14 protein-coding genes and 1 tRNA gene are annotated in these 18,748 nt (G+C 49.0%); 2 read left to right on the top strand and 13 right to left on the bottom strand.

Annotated features, from left to right (window positions below; translation table 11 throughout):
* Positions 1–8: 8 nt before the first annotated feature.
* Complete coding sequence (locus L1285_RS10855) at positions 9–824, bottom strand: mechanosensitive ion channel family protein (protein WP_235412341.1); 816 nt, start codon at positions 822–824, stop codon at positions 9–11.
* A gap of 186 nt (positions 825–1,010) precedes the next feature.
* Here L1285_RS10855 and L1285_RS10850 point away from each other — a divergent pair.
* Positions 1,011–1,086 (top strand) — tRNA-His (locus L1285_RS10850).
* 143 nt (positions 1,087–1,229) lie between these two features.
* On the opposite strand, the gene L1285_RS10845 is transcribed toward L1285_RS10850, so the two are convergent.
* From L1285_RS10845 to secA, 6 genes are all read right to left on the bottom strand, one after another.
* Positions 1,230–1,379, bottom strand: a complete 150-nt coding sequence (locus L1285_RS10845; RefSeq protein ID WP_235412340.1) for a hypothetical protein — start codon at positions 1,377–1,379, stop codon at positions 1,230–1,232.
* 252 nt (positions 1,380–1,631) lie between these two features.
* A complete protein-coding gene (nagP, locus tag L1285_RS10840; RefSeq protein WP_235412339.1) occupies positions 1,632–2,918 on the bottom strand; it encodes an N-acetylglucosamine MFS transporter NagP in 1,287 nt (428 codons plus the stop codon).
* Between the two features lie 198 nt (positions 2,919–3,116).
* A complete protein-coding gene (locus L1285_RS10835; RefSeq protein ID WP_235412338.1) occupies positions 3,117–5,702 on the bottom strand; it encodes a family 20 glycosylhydrolase in 2,586 nt (861 codons plus the stop codon).
* A 175-nt stretch (positions 5,703–5,877) separates the two neighbouring features.
* The gene (locus tag L1285_RS10830; protein WP_235412337.1) at positions 5,878–7,947 is read right to left on the bottom strand and encodes a M13 family metallopeptidase; all 2,070 of its coding nucleotides are present in this window, start codon (positions 7,945–7,947) and stop codon (positions 5,878–5,880) included.
* Between the two features lie 40 nt (positions 7,948–7,987).
* On the bottom strand, positions 7,988–8,395 hold the full coding sequence (gene mutT, locus L1285_RS10825; RefSeq protein ID WP_235412336.1) for an 8-oxo-dGTP diphosphatase MutT: 408 nt from the start codon (positions 8,393–8,395) through the stop codon (positions 7,988–7,990).
* 76 nt (positions 8,396–8,471) lie between these two features.
* Positions 8,472–11,180, bottom strand: coding sequence for a preprotein translocase subunit SecA (gene secA, locus L1285_RS10820; RefSeq protein WP_235412335.1), 2,709 nt, complete (start codon positions 11,178–11,180; stop codon positions 8,472–8,474).
* A gap of 429 nt (positions 11,181–11,609) precedes the next feature.
* Here secA and L1285_RS10815 point away from each other — a divergent pair, with 429 nt between their 5' ends.
* Positions 11,610–12,095: a DUF721 domain-containing protein gene (locus tag L1285_RS10815; RefSeq protein ID WP_235412334.1), complete on the top strand. Its 486-nt coding sequence runs from the start codon at positions 11,610–11,612 to the stop codon at positions 12,093–12,095.
* A gap of 36 nt (positions 12,096–12,131) precedes the next feature.
* On the opposite strand, the gene lpxC is transcribed toward L1285_RS10815, so the two are convergent.
* The 6 genes from lpxC to murC form a co-directional block, all read right to left on the bottom strand.
* Positions 12,132–13,055, bottom strand: a complete 924-nt coding sequence (lpxC, locus tag L1285_RS10810) for a UDP-3-O-acyl-N-acetylglucosamine deacetylase (RefSeq protein WP_046004799.1) — start codon at positions 13,053–13,055, stop codon at positions 12,132–12,134.
* A gap of 96 nt (positions 13,056–13,151) precedes the next feature.
* The gene (gene ftsZ / locus L1285_RS10805) at positions 13,152–14,366 is read right to left on the bottom strand and encodes a cell division protein FtsZ (RefSeq protein WP_125780822.1); all 1,215 of its coding nucleotides are present in this window, start codon (positions 14,364–14,366) and stop codon (positions 13,152–13,154) included.
* A gap of 20 nt (positions 14,367–14,386) precedes the next feature.
* Positions 14,387–15,622 (bottom strand): cell division protein FtsA, encoded by a 1,236-nt coding sequence (gene ftsA / locus L1285_RS10800; RefSeq protein ID WP_046004801.1) that lies wholly within the window; start codon positions 15,620–15,622, stop codon positions 14,387–14,389.
* A complete protein-coding gene (locus L1285_RS10795; protein WP_235412333.1) occupies positions 15,619–16,398 on the bottom strand; it encodes a cell division protein FtsQ/DivIB in 780 nt (259 codons plus the stop codon). Before L1285_RS10795 ends, ftsA begins: the two co-directional genes overlap by 4 nt.
* A gap of 1 nt (position 16,399) precedes the next feature.
* Positions 16,400–17,308: a D-alanine--D-alanine ligase gene (locus tag L1285_RS10790; protein WP_235412332.1), complete on the bottom strand. Its 909-nt coding sequence runs from the start codon at positions 17,306–17,308 to the stop codon at positions 16,400–16,402.
* Positions 17,305–18,714 (bottom strand): UDP-N-acetylmuramate--L-alanine ligase, encoded by a 1,410-nt coding sequence (gene murC / locus L1285_RS10785; protein ID WP_235412455.1) that lies wholly within the window; start codon positions 18,712–18,714, stop codon positions 17,305–17,307. The genes L1285_RS10790 and murC overlap by 4 nt, the downstream gene beginning before the upstream one ends.
* Between the last annotated feature and the right edge of the window lie 34 nt (positions 18,715–18,748).

Raw genomic sequence — 18,748 nt, 5'->3', positions numbered from 1 at the left:
GTCATTAATTAGTCTTTGTGAAGGTGAACATCCATTTGCGGGAATGGAATTTCGATATTAGCATCGTCTAATGCTAATTTTATATTCTCAACAAGGTCAAAGTAAGTCGGCCAGTAGTCTGATGTTGCAACCCAGGGGCGCACAACAAAATTAACACTGGAGTCTGCCATTTCTAATACGGCGACCGTATAAGTCGGCTCTTTCAGGATCCGCGGTTCTTTGTCCAGCACGGATTTTAACACATTTTTCGCTTCCCGGAGATCCGCTTCATAACTCACCCCGATAACTAAATCGATACGACGTGTTTTTTCACGAGAGTAATTGACGATCGCGCCTGACATAATCGCCGAGTTAGGCATAATGATGACCTTGTTGTCTGGCGTTCTTAATTCAGTTGAAAAAATCTCGATGCGCTGTACGCTGCCCGCTTTCCCTCCGGCCTCGATATAATCACCAGACTTAAAGGGACGCAGAATAATGATCAAAACGCCTGAAGCGAAGTTTGATAAGGAGCCTTGTAAGGCCAGGCCTATTGCCAGACCGGCGGCACCCAGGATAGCCACAAAGGAGGTCGTTTCTATGCCAACCTGAGACAGTGCCATCAACAACGTCGCGGCAAACACAATGCTGTAAGCAATGTTACCAACAAACGCGCCAACCGCCTTGTCCACTTTGCGTTTACTAAACGCTTTTTCTGTCAGGTTTGCTGCAAGCTTTGCCAGCTTCATACCAATGAAGAATATGATGAGGGCCAGCAGCCCCTGAAAAAGGTGGTGTATGATAAGAGATGAGTTATCATCGACCCAATGAACAATCGTTTCCATAGTGACTCCTGTAAGCACTTGAGTGAGATAGCGGAGCGATTTTACCCAGCTAGTATGAATATTAGCTGTACAACTCGGGGATACTCAACGAACTTCTTTGAGATTTTTTTAATTTAACCCTTTGCAAAGCCCGCGTTTTTATGTATTATGCGCGCCACACCAACAAAGGTGTTCTTATCTATTGTGGCGGCTGTAGCTCAGTTGGTAGAGCCCCGGATTGTGATTCCGGTTGTCGCGAGTTCAAGCCTCGTCAGTCGCCCCACTTCTTTCTTATTCTATCTTCCCATTCATCAAGCTAAATTACAAAATCGTTTTATTTCTGTTTTTATATAATCAATGGTCATGCTATAACTGCGGCACTTAAAGAACTTCAACGACTACCGCAAGACTCGGGATATTGTCAGGTTAGTTGGTTACACAATTTGTCCCAACACTGTACACAGTATGCGTGGCACTCGCCGCCGCACCGGCTACCTTGATGGTTTCTTTCATATCCAACTCCGAGTTCACCAGAGACATCTTTTTAAGCGTTTTCTTTTTTACTTGAAGTTTCATATCTATTATTCCTTAAAAGTTAAGTTAGCGTTTATTTAACGCACACCCAAAGTAACATTTTTGTCACAGTAAGAATATTGAGAAATTTTCTACGCAATTTTCAGCATAACGGATAGACAGCGGAATACATCAGCAAACTCAAATGAAGGGTGGGAGAGGCATTTAACTTGTACGGAATGGCATAAAAAATGCCACCTTGCGGTGGCATTACACACGGGATTATTTCTACTTTACAGATAGAAATTCTTTTCGCTATTTCCAGCTTTTCATCTTATGGCCTTTCAGGGCATAGAATAAAATGAATACATAGCACGGAAACAGTATTAAATAAGCGTTCTGGCTGGATGCAACGGTAGCTTCGGCCCCTTTTGCTATTCCAAGGAAGAGTGGTCCAAAAGCACCGCCTGCAATTCCCATTACCAATAAGCCTGAGCCTACACTGGTTAGCTTACCAAGTCCAGACAAAGCCAAAGGCCAAATTGCGGGCCACATAATCGCATTTGCCAATCCACACACAGCTAGCAAGAACACGGCCAGAGGCATGCTACCCAGTCCGAATGGGTTCACTGTGCTACCAGGGTCAGAGAAAACAATGCCCAAGGTCAAAGCTAAGCCTAACAAAGCTGACACACTCAGTGCTGTTTGCTGCGAAATAAGTCGCGGTATCAGAATGATCCCCAAGATATAACCGATTACCATAAAGGTCATGGTATAAGAAGTCATAACACTATAGTTTTCCTGTCCATAGGCAAGCGCAAACGAGCCTATGGTATCACCAGCAATCACCTCAACCGCAACATATAAGAACAAAGCAACCACACCCAACGCCAAATTCGGGTGCGCTAAAGCCTCACGCACAGTACCGTGCGAATCAGACTCATCTTTTTCCTCTATCTCAGGGAGTGGAGAAAACTTAATGCCCAAGGCAAATAAACCGATAAAGGCCGCAAGCCCAAGGTAAGGCAGGATCAGGTTATTGGCCATGGTATCTTTTTCAGCTTGCGTTAGTGGACCTTCTGTCACATCGCTGAATCCACCGAGGACAAGAGCAGTAAACACAATCGGAGCGACTACACCGGCAGATTTATTCAGGATCCCCATCAGGCTGACCCTTGCCGCGGCCGACTCTTCCGGGCCAAGACGCACTATATAAGGGTTAACTGCGGTTTGTAGCAGGGTTTGTGCAATACCCATAGTGAACTGTGCAATAATGAAAATGAAAAACAACTGTGCTTTTGCAGCTGGAATGTACAGCAATGCACTAGCCATCATCATGGCAACAGCCATCGCCATGCCGTTTTTATATCCCACACGCCTGATCACTTTAGCTGATGGGATTGCAGTTACTGTAACTGAAATATAGAAAGAAAACAGGATCAATGAAGCCTGTATTGAGCTGAGCTCAAAGACCTGCTGAAGATAAGGCATTAATGAGCCATTGAGCCAGGTTACAAAGCCCAATATAAAAAACATAGCAGCAACAATTGCCAAAGGGATGGCGTTGCTTCGATTAGTGGTGTTCGACACAGTGGCTTCCATAAGCTTGTTCTCGTTGTTAAGGTTTAATTATGTCAGTTGAGCAAGTGTTCTGCCATCATGCTCGTCTCAACACAAAAATGACAGCGCTGACATTTAACTTTACGTTAAAATTTGGCCTTTTTCTAGTTAGTTTTGTAATCAAATGTCTTCACCTTGGGGAAGAGGTGCTCCCTCCCCAAGGTGGCACTATGGGGTGATTTAGTCTAACCCGGTAGTACGACTGAACTTTTCATCGCCTAAACGGGTACGTAATAATACGTCACCAGACTGGCTTACACTCATCGGAGCTGTGTAAGTTTGCCAGTTGTTACCATTATCAAGACTCACTTCAATGGTTAAGTACGGGAATGCACTGTTCGCATGAAGCTGACCATCAATGATCTTACCGCCCGGCACAGGGAGATTCACATTCACACCGGCTTTATCCAGCTTAGCCAGCTCTTTTAGTGCCAGAGCAACGGAGAATCCATGCCAGTCCTGCGCAAAGCGCTTCTTATCAAGGCGTTCCCCTTCCCAGCCGGCTTTATGCCAGGCGCGCTCTGCCATCGCGAGCAAGCGTGGAAAGACCATCGCCTGCATCTGGTCTTCAGTACGAATGGTCTCACTCCAGACCTGCCCCTGAATACCGAGAATATTTTCCGGCTTTTCCAGCTCGGGCAGCGGGCGCCCAACCAGAGCTTCTAAATTTTCAATGACCTCGCCACTGCGGGTAAAGTCAGCATTGGCATAAACATCATCCGGCATATAGCTGAAGGTTTTCTTGCTGTCTGTGTAGCGGGCAGCCCAATAATAGCCACGTTCAGCCGGGTGTGGCTCATAAGGGTGGTCAAAGTACAAATGCGTGCCATGAGACAGCACTACCTGGTAGCCATCATTGGCAAGTCGATGCGCCCTGTCAGCGACACCCCATTCCCAGATATTATCCCAGACATTGGCGGTAAAGACCTCATTGGGAAATGCATCGCGGTTAAATGGGTTAACCTTGTCGTACATCAGGCCATCTTCCCAGGCACCCGGCGCAATGCCCCGCTTTGCCAGCAAGGTGGCAACTCGCTGGGTAAAATAGGGCTTAAGATCGGTCGGACCGGCAATGCCATTGTTAGGATCGGCAAATAATGCCTGACATACAGGTGAATCAACCCAGGAGCCGGCCCCCACTTCGTCACCACCAAAGTGCAAGTTGGTCAGACGCGTACCCGCTTCTCGATACATGCCTTGCAACTCATAGGTCACCTTTTCAATGAATGCATAGGTCGAGTCCTGACACACATTCATTGAGTTATCGGTATAATTCTGTACTGTGATGTACTGTGAGGTATCCTGCGGATCGCTGAGCAAATAGGCTTTTGCCAGCTCCGGTTTGCCCGCTCCCATCAGTGTGTGATAGCGCGCTTCCATTGCCTTAATCGAGGCACGAGCATGACCCGGGCCTTCGATCTCTGGAATGATCTGAACATGACGCGCCTTGGCAAACTTGAGTAGTTCAACAAACTCATCCCGGGTCAGATAACCATTGCCCGAACCCGACTTATGCGGGCCGGTACCAAGCTGAGTTAGTAAACACTCTCGCTCCTGTAAATCAAAGCAACGATAACCACCAATATCTGTCAGCTCTGGTAAGCCTGGGATCTCAAGCCGCCAGCCTTCATCTTCAGAAAAGTGCCAGTGGAACTTGTTCAGCTTGTAACGGCCCATCTGTTCGACCAATTTGAACAGCGCCTCTTTGCCATGATAGTTACGGCCGTTGTCATAGTGCATGCCACGCCAGCCAAAACGCGGGGCATCTTTAATCTCTACGTTAGGCACCTGTATCTGGCCTTGTTGATCTGCCGGGAATAACGCAAGCAAACTCTGGATACCGTAAAATACGCCTGCATTGTCATGGCCTGTGATCACAATTTTGTTGTCGTCTACTTCCAGCTGATAGCCTTCGCTGCCCAAATCGCTCAGGTCCGCTACTTGCAGATAGATTGTTTTGGTTTTGCCGGCACTGATATGATCCGGCTGTGCTTTCAAAGTCAGACCATAATCGGCCAAATCTTCCTGAAATACGGCGACTTCACTTTTTAATCTGCCCGCGTAACGGATCTGCCACTGACTGGACAAGTCCGCATAACCTCGATTGAAATCAACATCCATCGGCTTAGGGATAATGCGTTTCAGCGCGTCTTCGCGAGACAGTTTGCCAGTCTGCTGGTTTTGTTCATAACGCCAAGCTGCGGTTGCACGCGGCGATAAGTCTTTTGGCTCGCCGTGACGATCCAGTTGGTTATCACGCACAATAGGCGCGACAAAGTCCAGCATGTTTTCGCTGTCTGTATTGGCGAACACGGCCGGTTTTGAATTACCACTGACCATAAATGCGCGCGGCATAAAATCGGTATAAGCGGCTATCCAGGCAGCAGCTTCATAGGGAATGGTCAGCGTTTCTCCTGGTTTTAATCCGGCAAACGCTTTAGTCGGCACTAAACGGTGTAAGTCGCCATTTACATGCTCAAACTTCAACCCACTTGCCTGCTCAGTGGCCACTTTTCGGATTGAATGAAAGTAGATCTGCCAGTCGCTTTCGCCAGCTGGTAGCGCTAACTTTGAGTCATTTTGTAAGGTGATAGAAGCCAGAAAGCTGCTGCTGCCATTGTGATGATTGCTTTCGACCGCAAATGTGAAGGTGGTGTTGTCAGTAAAGGTCTGCAGTTGAGCATTATCCCAGGCGGCCTTAGCCATCATCGGGACTAAAAGCGTGGCCGCGATGGCCCGGGTGAGCAGTTTTTTCTGTATTTTCATTCCGGCTCCTTAACCTGCGCTGAGCGCAAACTTCAAATTGTTGTAAATACCATCATATAGAAGAAAAAATGACAGCGCTATCAATTTTTCCTTACAAGATCTCTATCGTCTTTTTTATCAGAGAGTTAATACAAAAAAGCCGCCAGAAGCTGGCGGCCATGATAACAGTAAACACTTACCAGATTTTGACCCGCTCTTGCGGTTTAAGATACATTTTGTCGCCTTCTTTGACATCAAATGCATCGTAAAACGCCGGCATATTGGGCAACACACCAATAACACGGTAGTGACTGGGTGAGTGCGAATCCGTCATCAAACGATTACGCAGTTCTTCATCACGGTATTGTCGACGCCAGATCTGCGCCCATCCCATAAAGAAGCGTTGCTCACCGGTGTAACCATCAATTACCGGAGCCGGCTTACCTTGCAGAGACAGCTGATACGCTTTAAGCGCCACACTTAAACCGCCAAGGTCACCAATGTTTTCGCCTAATGTTAGCTCACCGTTTACACTGGCATCTTCAAAAGGCTGGTACTGATTATATTGCTCAACCAGTTTTTGGCTGCGCGCCTGAAACTGAGCCAGATCTTGCTCACTCCACCAGTTACGCAAGTTGCCATCACCGTCATACTTGGCACCCTGATCGTCAAACCCATGGCCCAGTTCATGACCTATAACGGCACCAATGGCACCATAGTTGACGGCATCGTCGGCTTCCAGGTTGAAAAATGGGGGTTGCAATATCGCTGCAGGGAAGACTATTTCGTTATTCACCGGGTTGTAGTAAGCGTTAACGGTTTGCGGTGTCATAAACCATTCACTGCGATCGACAGGCTTATCAACTTTACCCACCATATCCTGATAGGCCCACTCATTGTAGCGCACGTAGTTACCCACCAAGTCATCAGCATTGATCTGTAATCCTGAGTAGTCCCGCCACTTGTCCGGGTAACCAATCTTAGGCGTAAACTTACTGAGTTTTACCTTCGCAGCCTGCTTAGTTTCTGCGCTCATCCACTCCAGTTCATCAATAGACTGCTCAAACCCTTTGATCAAGTTATCGACCAGCTCTCCCATGCGTGCTTTCGCTTCTGGCGGAAAATACTCTTTGACATAAATCTTACCCAGCAGCTCGCCCAGCACATCGTTACTGGCATTCACAGCCTGCTTCCAAACCGGCGCTTGCTCTTCAAGGCCACGCAGCGTCTTGCCATAGAAGTTGAACTTCAAATCAACCGCCGTCTTGTGCAGCAGCTGCGCATAATCGCTGGCAAAGTGAAAGGTCAGGTAATCGCGCCAGGCGGCTACATCCGTTTTGCCAATCAGCTCCGACAGCCCTTCCAGATAGCTGGGCTGAGTCACGACAAGCTCTTTGGTATTGAGGCCAAACGCTTTCAGATACGCTGCCATGTCAAAATGTGGCAACTGTGCATTAAGCGTATCAACCTGAAACTTATTATAGGTTTTATCCGCATCGCGACTTTCAACCCGTGACCACTGAATTTCAGCTAAAGCGGTTTCAAGTGCCATAATATGCTTGGCCGCCTGTTCAGCACCGGGTTGATCATAGCCCATCACCTGCATCAGGCGCTCAATATATTGACGATACTCAGCGCGAATGCGGGTGAACTTTTCCGTATCCTGAAGGTAGAAATCCCGATCCGGCAGCCCCAAACCCGACTGCCACAAATAAAGCGTATTCATGGTGGAGTTTTTGGCATCATTATTTGCATACCAGCTCAATGGGGTGGTGCCACCCTGAGACAAGGCACGAGCAAATAAGGCAGGGAGTTCAGATTTACTTTGTAATGCCTGAAAAGGCGCCAGGTAAGATTGCAATGGTGCAGTGCCTAGCTCTTCACGTGCTAATTCATCGGTGTAGCTGCGATAAAAATCGCCCAGTTTGGCCTCGTCTGAACCTGGCTTGGCCTGTGTGTTACTGGCAGCCTGCTCGAGGGTTTTACGCAACGCTTTTTGTGATGCGTCGTACAGCTCAGTGAATGAACCATAATTTGATTTGTCTGCTGGTATTTCAGTGCGTGCTAACCATTTACCATTCACATGGTAATAGAAATCATCCTGCGCCCTTACCGCACTATCGATGTTGTCCAGTGCTACCCCTGAATTCAGGGTGCTCTTTGCTTGCATTACTTCGGCTTGCGAGTCTGTTTTCACCTGCTCGCTACACCCTGTCAGACCCAGTGCCAGCGCAACCGCTGCGGCAGTGACTGCTATTTTCTTCATTTTTATCATCCTTACTGGTAATTTTGCTCAACGGCCGTTGCTACTGATGCTCATCATACTGTTGCGCCAGTGCGTCCAGGATCGCCACGTTGGCGGCGGGAAAAGCCAGTTGCTTTAACTCACACCAGCTGATCCACTGGCTGGGCTGCCCTTCCAGCCCTGTCGCTTGTCCCGAAAAATCTTCGACCTTATGCACTTCCAGTTTAACCTGTTTGTCGCCATAGTCATGTTCAATTGTCAGTAAATATTCAGAGCCATGAACATCAATACCTATCTCTTCTTTCAACTCTCTGGCTAATGCCTGAGTGACGCTTTCCTGCGCTTCAATTTTGCCACCCGGAAACTCCCACAGGCCGCCCTGATGTTGCTCTTTAGCGCGTTTACAAACAAAAAACTGTGCATCCCGAATGATGACACCCACAGCTACATTCACCACTTTTTTTGTCATATCTAACTCAAATAATCTGTTTTTCTGAGATAAAAAAAGCGACACAAGGTCGCTTTTTAATAATGTCGCTGCAAACTTAAGACAGTTTACCGCAACACTGCTTATATTTTTTGCCCGATTTACATGGACATGGCTCATTACGGCCAACTTTAGGCTCAGTGCGCGCCGCGACCGCTGCCCCCTGAGGCGCTTCTCCACCTACCGGTGCAGACTCTTCATGCTGATACTGGCGCGGTGCCTGCTCGCTGCGACGATGTTGCTCTTCTACTTTCTCAACATCTTCTTCGGCACGTACCTGTACTTTGCTCAGCACACCAACCACGTCTACTTTGAGGTTTTCAAGCATTTCCGAGAACAGCTCAAACGACTCGCGCTTGTATTCCTGTTTCGGGTTTTTCTGTGCATAACCACGCAGGTGAATCCCCTGACGTAAGTGGTCCATCGCAGCAAGGTGATCTTTCCAGTGCTGATCCAAACTTTGCAGCATCACCGCCTTTTCGAACTGGCGCAGTACCTGAGCACCCACCATTTCTTCTTTTTGCTTGTAAGCTGCATCAATCTCTTCGCTGATACGCTCACGCAAACGCTCTTCATATAGTTTGTTGTCTTCCTCAAGCCATTTGGCAATTGGCAACTCAACCATAAAGTCATTCTTCAGACGCTCTTCCAGACCCGGGATATCCCACATTTCGGCCAGGCTCTGCGGCGGAATGTACTGATCAATGGCAGCATTGATCACATCACCACGGATAGCAGAAATAGTTTCTGAAATGTCGCCCTCTTCCAGCAGTTCGTTGCGCTGTTCATAGACCACGCGACGCTGATCGTTGGCTACATCATCGTACTCAAGCAGCTGCTTACGAATATCAAAGTTACGTGCCTCTACTTTGCGCTGTGCATTTTCAATGGCACGGTTGACCCAAGGGTGCTCAATGGCTTCGCCGCGTTGCATACCAAGCTTACGCATCATGTTAGTCATGCGTTCGCCAGCAAAGATACGCATGAGCGCATCGTCCATTGACAGGTAGAAACGGCTCGAACCAGCATCGCCCTGACGACCAGAACGACCACGTAGCTGGTTATCGATACGACGAGATTCATGACGCTCAGTACCGATGATGTGTAAACCACCCGCTTCAAGTACTTCATCATGGCGTTTCTGCCACTGCGCTTTAATTTCATCAATCTGCGCATCACTTGGGTTGTCCAGTTTAGACACATCGTTCTGCCAGTTACCGCCCAGCATAATGTCTGTACCACGACCCGCCATGTTAGTGGCAATCGTCACTTTACCCGGTAAACCCGCATCCGCAATGATATCCGCTTCCTGAGCGTGGAATTTCGCATTCAGTACGTTGTGCTCAATTTTTTCTTTGCGCAGGAAGTGTGACAAATACTCTGAGCTTTCGATTGAAATGGTACCGACCAGTACTGGCTGACCGCGTTTCTGACAGTCGCGGATATCGGCCAGAATGGCTTCAAACTTTTCGTCCTGCGTCAGGTAAACCAGATCAGCACGATCGTCACGGATCATTGGCTTGTTGGTCGGAATAACCACGGTATCCAGTCCGTAAATTGACTGGAATTCAAACGCTTCGGTATCAGCAGTACCTGTCATCCCCGCCAGTTTGTCGTACAAACGGAAATAGTTTTGGAAGGTGATGGAGGCCAGCGTCTGGTTCTCGTTTTGGATACGAACACCCTCTTTGGCTTCCACCGCCTGGTGCAGACCTTCTGACCAGCGACGCCCTTCCATCGTACGACCCGTGTGCTCATCAACAATGATAACTTCATTGTCTTTAACAACGTAGTCGACATCTTTTTGATATAGCTTATGTGCACGCAGGGCGGCATAAACATGGCTCAGAAGCGTGATGTTACCCGCAGAGTAAAGTGAATCGCCTTCTTCAATCAGGCCATTATTAACCAATAATTCTTCAACTTTAACCTGACCTCGCTCGGTTAGGTGTACCTGCTTGCTCTTTTCGTCGAGCGTGAAGTCGCCGTCGCCTTCAACCCCTTCTTCGTCTTCCTTCTCCTGCAGGATCAGCTCAGGCACTATAGTATTGATCTTAGTGTATAGCTCAGAGCTGTCTTCGGCAGGACCTGAAATAATCAGCGGCGTACGGGCTTCGTCGATCAGGATGGAGTCTACTTCATCCACCACGGCATAATGCAATGGACGCTGAACGCGCTCTTCAATGCTGAATGCCATGTTGTCGCGCAGGTAATCAAAGCCGAATTCGTTGTTGGTGCCGTAAGTGATATCGGCTGCATAGGCTTCTTTCTTCTGGGCTGGCATCATGCCTGGCACGTTGCAACCTACGGTGAGGCCTAAGAATTCAAACAGTGGGCGGTTATTCTCAGCATCCCGCTTTGCCAGATAATCATTCACGGTAATGACGTGTACGCCTTTACCTGTCAAACCATTTAAGTACGCAGGCAAGGTCGCCGTCAGTGTTTTACCTTCACCGGTACGCATTTCTGAAATACGCCCCTGGTGCAGCACAATACCGCCTATCATTTGCACGTCAAAGTGGCGCATGCCAAACACCCGTGTCGATGCTTCACGCACCGTGGCAAAGGCTTCTGGCAACATGTCATCCAGGCTGGTGCCTTGTTCAAATCTTTGTCTGAATTCCGCGGTTTTAGCTTGCAGTTGTTCGTCTGACAGCGCCTTGTATTGTTCTTCTAGGGCGTTGATCAGGGCGACCGATTTTCTCAGATTTTTAATCATTCGGTCGTTGCGGCTACCAAAAATCTTGGTAAAAATTTTCGTTATCATGTTTAAACCATTTCACTCATCTATTTGCGAGCACCTACTGGGGTAACGCGGTTATCACGCTCGCTCGTCCTGTTGGCGACAAAGTCGGACCTTGCTGTGTGCCGAGTTAAATTTGTGCCCTATCATACCAGACTATGCGCGTCTGCAAACCATCAAAAAGTAATCTGTTCCTATTTAACCATACAAGTTTGGGGAAACCCACCCAAACCATCCAATGACACACCGGCAGCGCCGTATTATCGGCTTCCAGATAAGAAAGTAGACAAGGTTTTCGAGGCATTGCTCGTATACATATGGGCGCCATTGAGGAATTTCAAGGTAGGCCTTAAACCAGGTGTGTAATCTGCTATCTGTAATGACGCGCTCGCGTTATACTGGTCGGTGAGATGGCGAAATGCTTGTTATAGCAGGCGTGAGTGAGTTGTTGCTATGAGTAAAAACCGATTTGACCCTAAACCCCTCGACGAGCTGGCCGGAAGCTGGTCAGACAAACTACATGGTTATATGCAAAAAGCCCAGGGCATCGCTGAGCTGCAGCAGCCCCTGAACAATGCACTGGGCCCGATTCTCAGTAAAAAATGCCGAGTTGCCAATTACCAGAATGGTACTTTGTACGTTGAAGCTGCGTCGGCAACGTTAGCGACGCGATTAAATTACCTGAAGATGGAGATCCTCAGTAGTTTTCGTGCCGCAGGCTTGCATGATTGTTGCCAGATTAAGATAGGCACCAACCCGGAAGCGCAACAGCGTCTGACACCGCAGCAAAACCAAGTCAAAACACCAGAAGCCAGTTATAGCGGACGACAAATGAGCGCGCAAACAGCGGGGGATCTGATGGCGCTTGCCGAGCATGCCCCGGCCGGCTTAAAAGAAAAACTGTTACGCCTTGCCAAACATGGCGGACAAAAAAAATGACGCTCTTTGGCGTCATTTTTTATCACATCTAACAACTCAGGCGGTTGCTAAACTGGTATCCACTTCCATGCCAGGTGCAGGCATAGTGACAGGCTCGTCGAAGGTCGCCCATTCCCACGCAGACTCAGTGGCAATGATCTGACGTAACAGCTTGTTGTTTAAGCCATGACCTGATTTGAAGCAAGTGATCTTGCCCAAAATGTTGTGTCCCGCCATAAACATATCGCCAACACAGTCCAGGATCTTATGCTTTACGAACTCGTCTTTGTAGCGCAGCCCATTTGGATTAAGCACTTTGAACTCATCCAGTACCACGGCATTGTCCATGCTACCACCTAAAGCCAGGTTGTTGGCGTGCATGTATTCAATGTCTTTCATAAAACCAAACGTACGCGCGCGGCTGATCTCTTCAGTAAAGCTCTGGGCTGTAATATCCAGGCCAATACGTTGGCGGCTGGCGTTAATCGCCGGGTGGTTAAACGCAATCTCAAAGTCGATGTGGAAGCCGTCGTAAGGCTCAATTTCAGCCCACTTGTCACCGTCTTCCACACGCACTTTTTCTTTAATGCGGATAAAACGCTTCGCCAGGTTCTGCTCTGCAATCCCACCTTTTTGCAGCAAGTAAATGAACGGTAATGCACTACCGTCCATAATCGGTACTTCTGCACTATCGAGCTCAACGACCAGGTTATCAATACCCAGTGCCGCAACGGCTGCAATTAAATGCTCCGTTGTTGACAGACGAACACCGTCTTTGTTGGTCAAACAAGTACACAATTGCGTGTCGCCCACAGCTTCAGGGGTTGTTTCAAAATCGACAACCGGGTCGAGATCTACGCGACGAAATACGATCCCCGTATTTACGCTCGCAGGTCGGAGAGTGATCGTGACCTTTTCACCTTTGTGTAATCCTACACCTGTGGCTTTAACGACTTCAGCAATCGTTCGTTGTTTTATCATAGGTTCGTCCGCTTCTGACTGGTTAATGACTAAATAAGACCGCAAATTCTATCACAGATAGAACCAGCTGCCAATCGTTTAATTTTTAACCTGACGTTAATCAGATTGTTTACGTAAAAACGCAGGGATATCAAAGTAATCCCCTTTTTCTTTACCACCAGCATTGCCAGATTGCGCAGATGTACTGGCCGGTTTAGGCTCAGAAGGCGCAACATTACTTTGCTCTGGCTCGCTGCTTTCGCTGGCAGTTTGGGTAAAGCTTGGGACAAACATATTCTGCCCTTTACCGCCGTCGCTGTCTGAGCCAACCGCTTTCTTAAGGCCGTTGTCAACGATACCGAATTGCGGCTTACGCTCACCACCAAGACCCGTTGCAACCACAGTCACACGCAGCTCTTCGCTCATTTCTGGGTCGATAACCGCACCAACCACCACAGTTGCATTTTCAGACGCCAATGCTTTCACATGGTTCCCCACAATCTCAAATTCTTCGATTGTGATGTCCATACCAGCCGTGATGTTAACCAGGATACCTTTAGCACCGGTTAAATCGACGTCTTCTAACAGTGGGCTGGAAATTGCCGCTTCAGCCGCTTCCTGTGCCCGGTCTGGACCACTGGCCGCAGCGGTACCCATCATGGCAGTACCCATCGCCGACATAACTGTACGTACGTCCGCAAAGTCGACATTGATCAAACCAGAACGGGTGATCAGCTCGGCAATGCCCTGCACCGCGCCGTATAATACGTCGTTTGCTTTAGCGAAGGCATCTAATAATGTAGTGCCTTTACCCAAAACTTTAAGTAACTTGTTGTTAGGAATTGTGATGAGTGAATCTACAATTTCTGACAATTCGCCAATCCCCTGATCGGCAGCCGCCATGCGCTTTTTGCCTTCCAGGTCGAATGGACGCGTTACAACCGCCACAGTCAGGATCCCCAACTCTTTGGCAACACGGGCCACAACCGGTGCAGCACCAGTCCCGGTTCCACCACCCATACCGGCAGCGATAAAGACCATGTCAGCCCCTTCCAGGCTTGCCTTGATGGCATCGACATCTTCTTCCGCAGCGCTACGACCCACTTCTGGATTCGCACCCGCACCCAGGCCTTGGGTGATCTGAGTACCCAGTTGCACAGTCACATCGGCAGAGGACTTACGCAGAGCCTGCGCATCGGTGTTCGCCACGATGAAGCGAACGCCTTCAATTTCCTGCTTTACCATGTGTTCTACAGCGTTACCGCCGCCGCCACCGACGCCGATGACTTTAATAACGGCTTCTTCGCCGTGTTGTTCCATAATATCAAACATCTTCACTCTCCGACTTGAGCTTAAAACTCACCTTGGAACCATTTTGTGACTCGGTTCCACCAACCATCTTCGGCATCCGCTTTCGTCCTGTGTGCATTCTTGACTTGCAGCGTTCGGCCATATTGTAACAAACCTACCGCTGTTGCGTATGCCGGATCATCAACATAATCGGTTAATCCTGTTATCCCTACAGGTTTACCAACACGAACGGGCATCTGGAAAATGTCTTCAGCCACTTCCAGTGCACCTTTCATTTTTGCACTGCCACCGGTTAGCACAATACCTGCGGCAATCTGATCTTCAAATCCAGAACGTCGGATCTCTTCAAGCACCAGCTCAAACAGTTCACGAAATCTGGGCTCAACTACCTCTGATAAAGTATGTCGAGACATAATGCGCGCAGGTCGTCCCCCTACGCTGGGTACTTCAATCGTTTCTTCGTTGCTGGCCATCTGGCTACTTGCATAGGCGTATTGTACCTTCAGCGATTCCGCGTGAGAAATAGGGGTGCGGAAAATTTTTGCAATATCCCCTGTAACCTGATTACCCGCAACCGGAATAACGGCGGTATGACGCAACGCACCATTGACGAAAATCGCAATATCCATGGTGCCGCCGCCAATATCGACAACCGCAACGCCCAGCTCTTTCTCGTCTTCCGTCAGCACCGAGTAACACGATGCCAACGCGGTAAAGGTCAACTGATCGACCTGCAAACCACAACGTTCAACACACTTTTCAATGTTTTTCGCCATGTCGTTTGAACAGGTGATAATGTGCGCTTTGGCTTCCATTCTGACGCCGCTCATACCCAGGGGGTTTTTAATCCCCTCCTGCATATCCACACTGTACTCCTGAGGCAACGAATGCAGCATTTTGCGCTCGGCAGACATAGGCACTGAACGAGCAATGTGGATCACATTGGCAATGTCATCATCGGTGATCTCTGCATTATTGTTGATGGCCACCACGCCGCTCTCGTTCTGGCACTGAATGTGTTTACCCGAAATACCGAGATAGACAGAGCTGATCCGGCAATCAGCCATCAGCTCCGCTTCGTCAACAGCGCGCTTGATGGAATCTGATACCAGGTTGAGGTCGTTGACGCCACCTTTGTCCATACCATGGGCAACCTGATTCCCGACTCCCACTATACTCAGCTGGTTGTCTGCGGTGATCTCCCCAACTGTTGCAACCACCTTAGAGGTGCCCACATCCAGTCCAATCACTAAGTTTCTCTCTGCCGACTTGGTCATGCTTTACTCTTATCTTTATTGTCTTCGTTCTGGCTGAACTTCCAGCTAACCGCCAGTCCCGTATCATATCTCAGGTCAACCACATCGACCTGAGCGCCCTCTGGCCTTTCCAGCCTCGGATAAACATCTATAAATCGTTGCACACGCTGTGCTTTATCTTCCCGGCCCAGATTGAGCCGAATACCATTATCCAGCCACAGTTGCCAGGCAAAGCGCTCTGACAGCGCCAAGCTGATCAGGTTAAACTGGTTCACAGCCAGCATTTCTTTTAGTTGTAAAAACGTCTGCCAGGCTTCAACTTCACTGCCCTCCGGGCCATACAGCTCAGGTAAAGTCTCCGGCAATCGCGTACTGCTTGCCTGAAACACCCCACCCGCACTATTGAGCAACAGGTCACTATTCCACACAGCAACCGGTTTATGCTCAACCACATACACCTGCAAGGCATCTGGCCACTGCTTCCTGACCGAAACGGTGGCAACCCAGGGCAATGCTTGTACCGCATCGTGCACCGCCTTAACGTCCAGTTCAAAAAAACTCGACAGATCTGTTTGCCTTATCGCACTTACTATGTCGTGCTCGGCGGTGTAATAGGGCTTGCCCAGCACGGTCAGGGTCTTGATCTGCGTGTCTCTGTGCTGAGTCAACCAGTCACGCGCCCATAGCCCACTTTGTATCAATCCTATTAATACAATCAGGAAAAAGCCCACACCAAATAGCAGTGACCAGTTGACACTGTGTCGCAGCGGGGCGATTTTTCCCAAAAGAGCACGCATATTAAAGGGTTTGCTCCAAAATGCGAATAACTAATTGCTTAAATGACAACCCATTTTGCTTTGCTGCCATCGGCACCAGTGATTTTTCTGTCATGCCCGGAACCGTATTCACTTCCAGCAAGTAAAACTGGCCATTGCTATCTTGCATGGCATCCACTCTGCCCCAGCCCGTTGCACCCACCAGCTCAAACGCATGTTTCGCCATCACCTGTAACTGCTCAGTGTAGGCAGTGCTGAGATCTGCCGGGCAATAGTACTCAGTGCTGTTGGCCTGGTACTTTGCCTGGTAATCATAAAAGCCCCGAGGCGTGCGCATTTCAATGACAGGTAAGGCCTCGTTTCCTAACATAGCAACAGTAAACTCTCTACCTTCAATCCACTGTTCAATGAGAATTTCATCGTCATATTTAAACGCTTCACTGAGGGCAGCTTGCAGCTCCTGTGCGGATGTTGCCTGAGTCATGCCGATGCTGGAGCCCTCGTGGCTGGGTTTAACCATCACTTTGCCAAAGTCCGCCATCAGCGCAGCGGCGTCTATATCCTGAGACGCTTTGACCACACAGTAACGTGCCGTGCTTAATTTGGCAGATTCAAATAGCTGTTTACAGCGAATTTTATCCATCGCCAGCGCACTGCCCAGTACACCACTGCCGGTATAGGGTAAGCCCATAAACTCCAGCGCCCCCTGTACGGTGCCATCTTCACCGCCGCGGCCATGCAGGGCAATAAACACCCGGTCAACCTCGAGTGCTTTAAGCTCCCACAAGTTACGCTCCGCCGGGTCAAATGCCACGACTTCTACACCCGCTTCTTGCAGTGCCTTGATGATCGCCTGACCCGACTTCAACGACACTTCGCGCTCGGCAGACAAGCCGCCCAGCAATACCGCAACTTTGCCAAACTCACTCATAGTGCACCTTGCTTTAACTTCTCGACCGACAGCTCAGTGGCCGCCAGTTGTTTAACGATTTGCCCAATATTACCGGCACCCTGGGTGATCACCAGATCGTTATCTCGCAATACATCCGCCAGAACCGCCTGTAAATCATGACCATCCGTGACATGGATGGGTTCAACACCACGCTGCCTTAAACTACGACATAAACTCTTACTGTCGGCGCCAACAATGGGGCTTTCTCCGGCACTATACACGTCTAATAACAACAATTGATCCACCTCACTGAGGACTTTCACAAAGTCTTCATAGAGGTCCCGGGTGCGCGTATAACGATGTGGCTGATACAACATAACCAGACGCTTATCAGGCCATCCGGCGCGTGCAGCACGAATAGTCACAGCCACTTCCGATGGGTGGTGACCATAATCATCAACCAGCATGACTTCGCCGCGTTCATTTTCAAACGCGCCATAATGCTGAAAACGCCGACCTATGCCCGCAAACTTTTCCAGCGCCGATAAGATCGCTTCGTTACCGATATCATGATCTTTTGCCACGGCGATGGCTGCGGTGGCGTTCAGTGCGTTATGTTTTCCTGGCATGCTGAGTGTTACCTCAAGCTGCTCACCAGATTTATGCACCACTTTAAAGCGACTACGGCTTTGCGTTTGCTCAAAATCCACCATGCGGTAATCCGCTTCTGGGTTTTCCCCATAGGTGATAGCGGGCCGGGCAAAGCGAGGTAACAGCTCTTTTGCCACATCAGAGTCGGTACACACCACAGCTAAACCATAGAAAGGCAGGTTGTGAATGAACTCAACATACGTGTCTTTCATCTTTTCAAAGTCGCCGTCATAGGTATCCATATGGTCGGCTTCAATGTTGGTGATCACCGACACCATGGGCTGCAAATGCAAGAATGACGCATCACTTTCATCCGCTTCCGCTATCAGATAATCGCTGCTGCCAACCTTGGCATTGCTGCCCGCACTGTTCAGCAGGCCACCGATGATAAAGGTCGGATCCAATTTGGCTTCAGCAAAGATACTGGCGATCAGGCTAGTCGTGGTGGTTTTACCATGGGTTCCGGCAACCGCAATACCATGGCGAAAGCGCATCAATTCAGCCAGCATTTCGGCACGTCTGACCACAGGTACCCGGGCGCGCTTGGCGGCCTGGATTTCTGGGTTGCTCATATCGATAGCACTGGATACCACTACAACGTCGGCATCTTTTATGTTGTTCTCGTCATGGCCAATAAAGACTTCCGCCCCTGCGCGAATTAAACGTTCTGTCATCGCATTCTGGGCAAGATCAGAGCCGGTAATACGATACCCTTCAAAGGCCAGTACCTCAGCAATCCCTCCCATGCCTGCACCACCTATCCCAATAAAGTGGATGGTGTTAATGCGTCTCATGGCTCTGCGTCTGTTAATTTCTTTCACTGTTTTC

It is taken from the genome of Pseudoalteromonas sp. DL2-H2.2, from assembly GCF_021532535.1.
Taxonomy (GTDB): Bacteria; Pseudomonadota; Gammaproteobacteria; order Enterobacterales; family Alteromonadaceae; genus Pseudoalteromonas; species Pseudoalteromonas rubra_A.
Note: the sequence above shows the minus strand (reverse complement) of the source record. Positions and strands in the feature narration are given on the sequence as shown.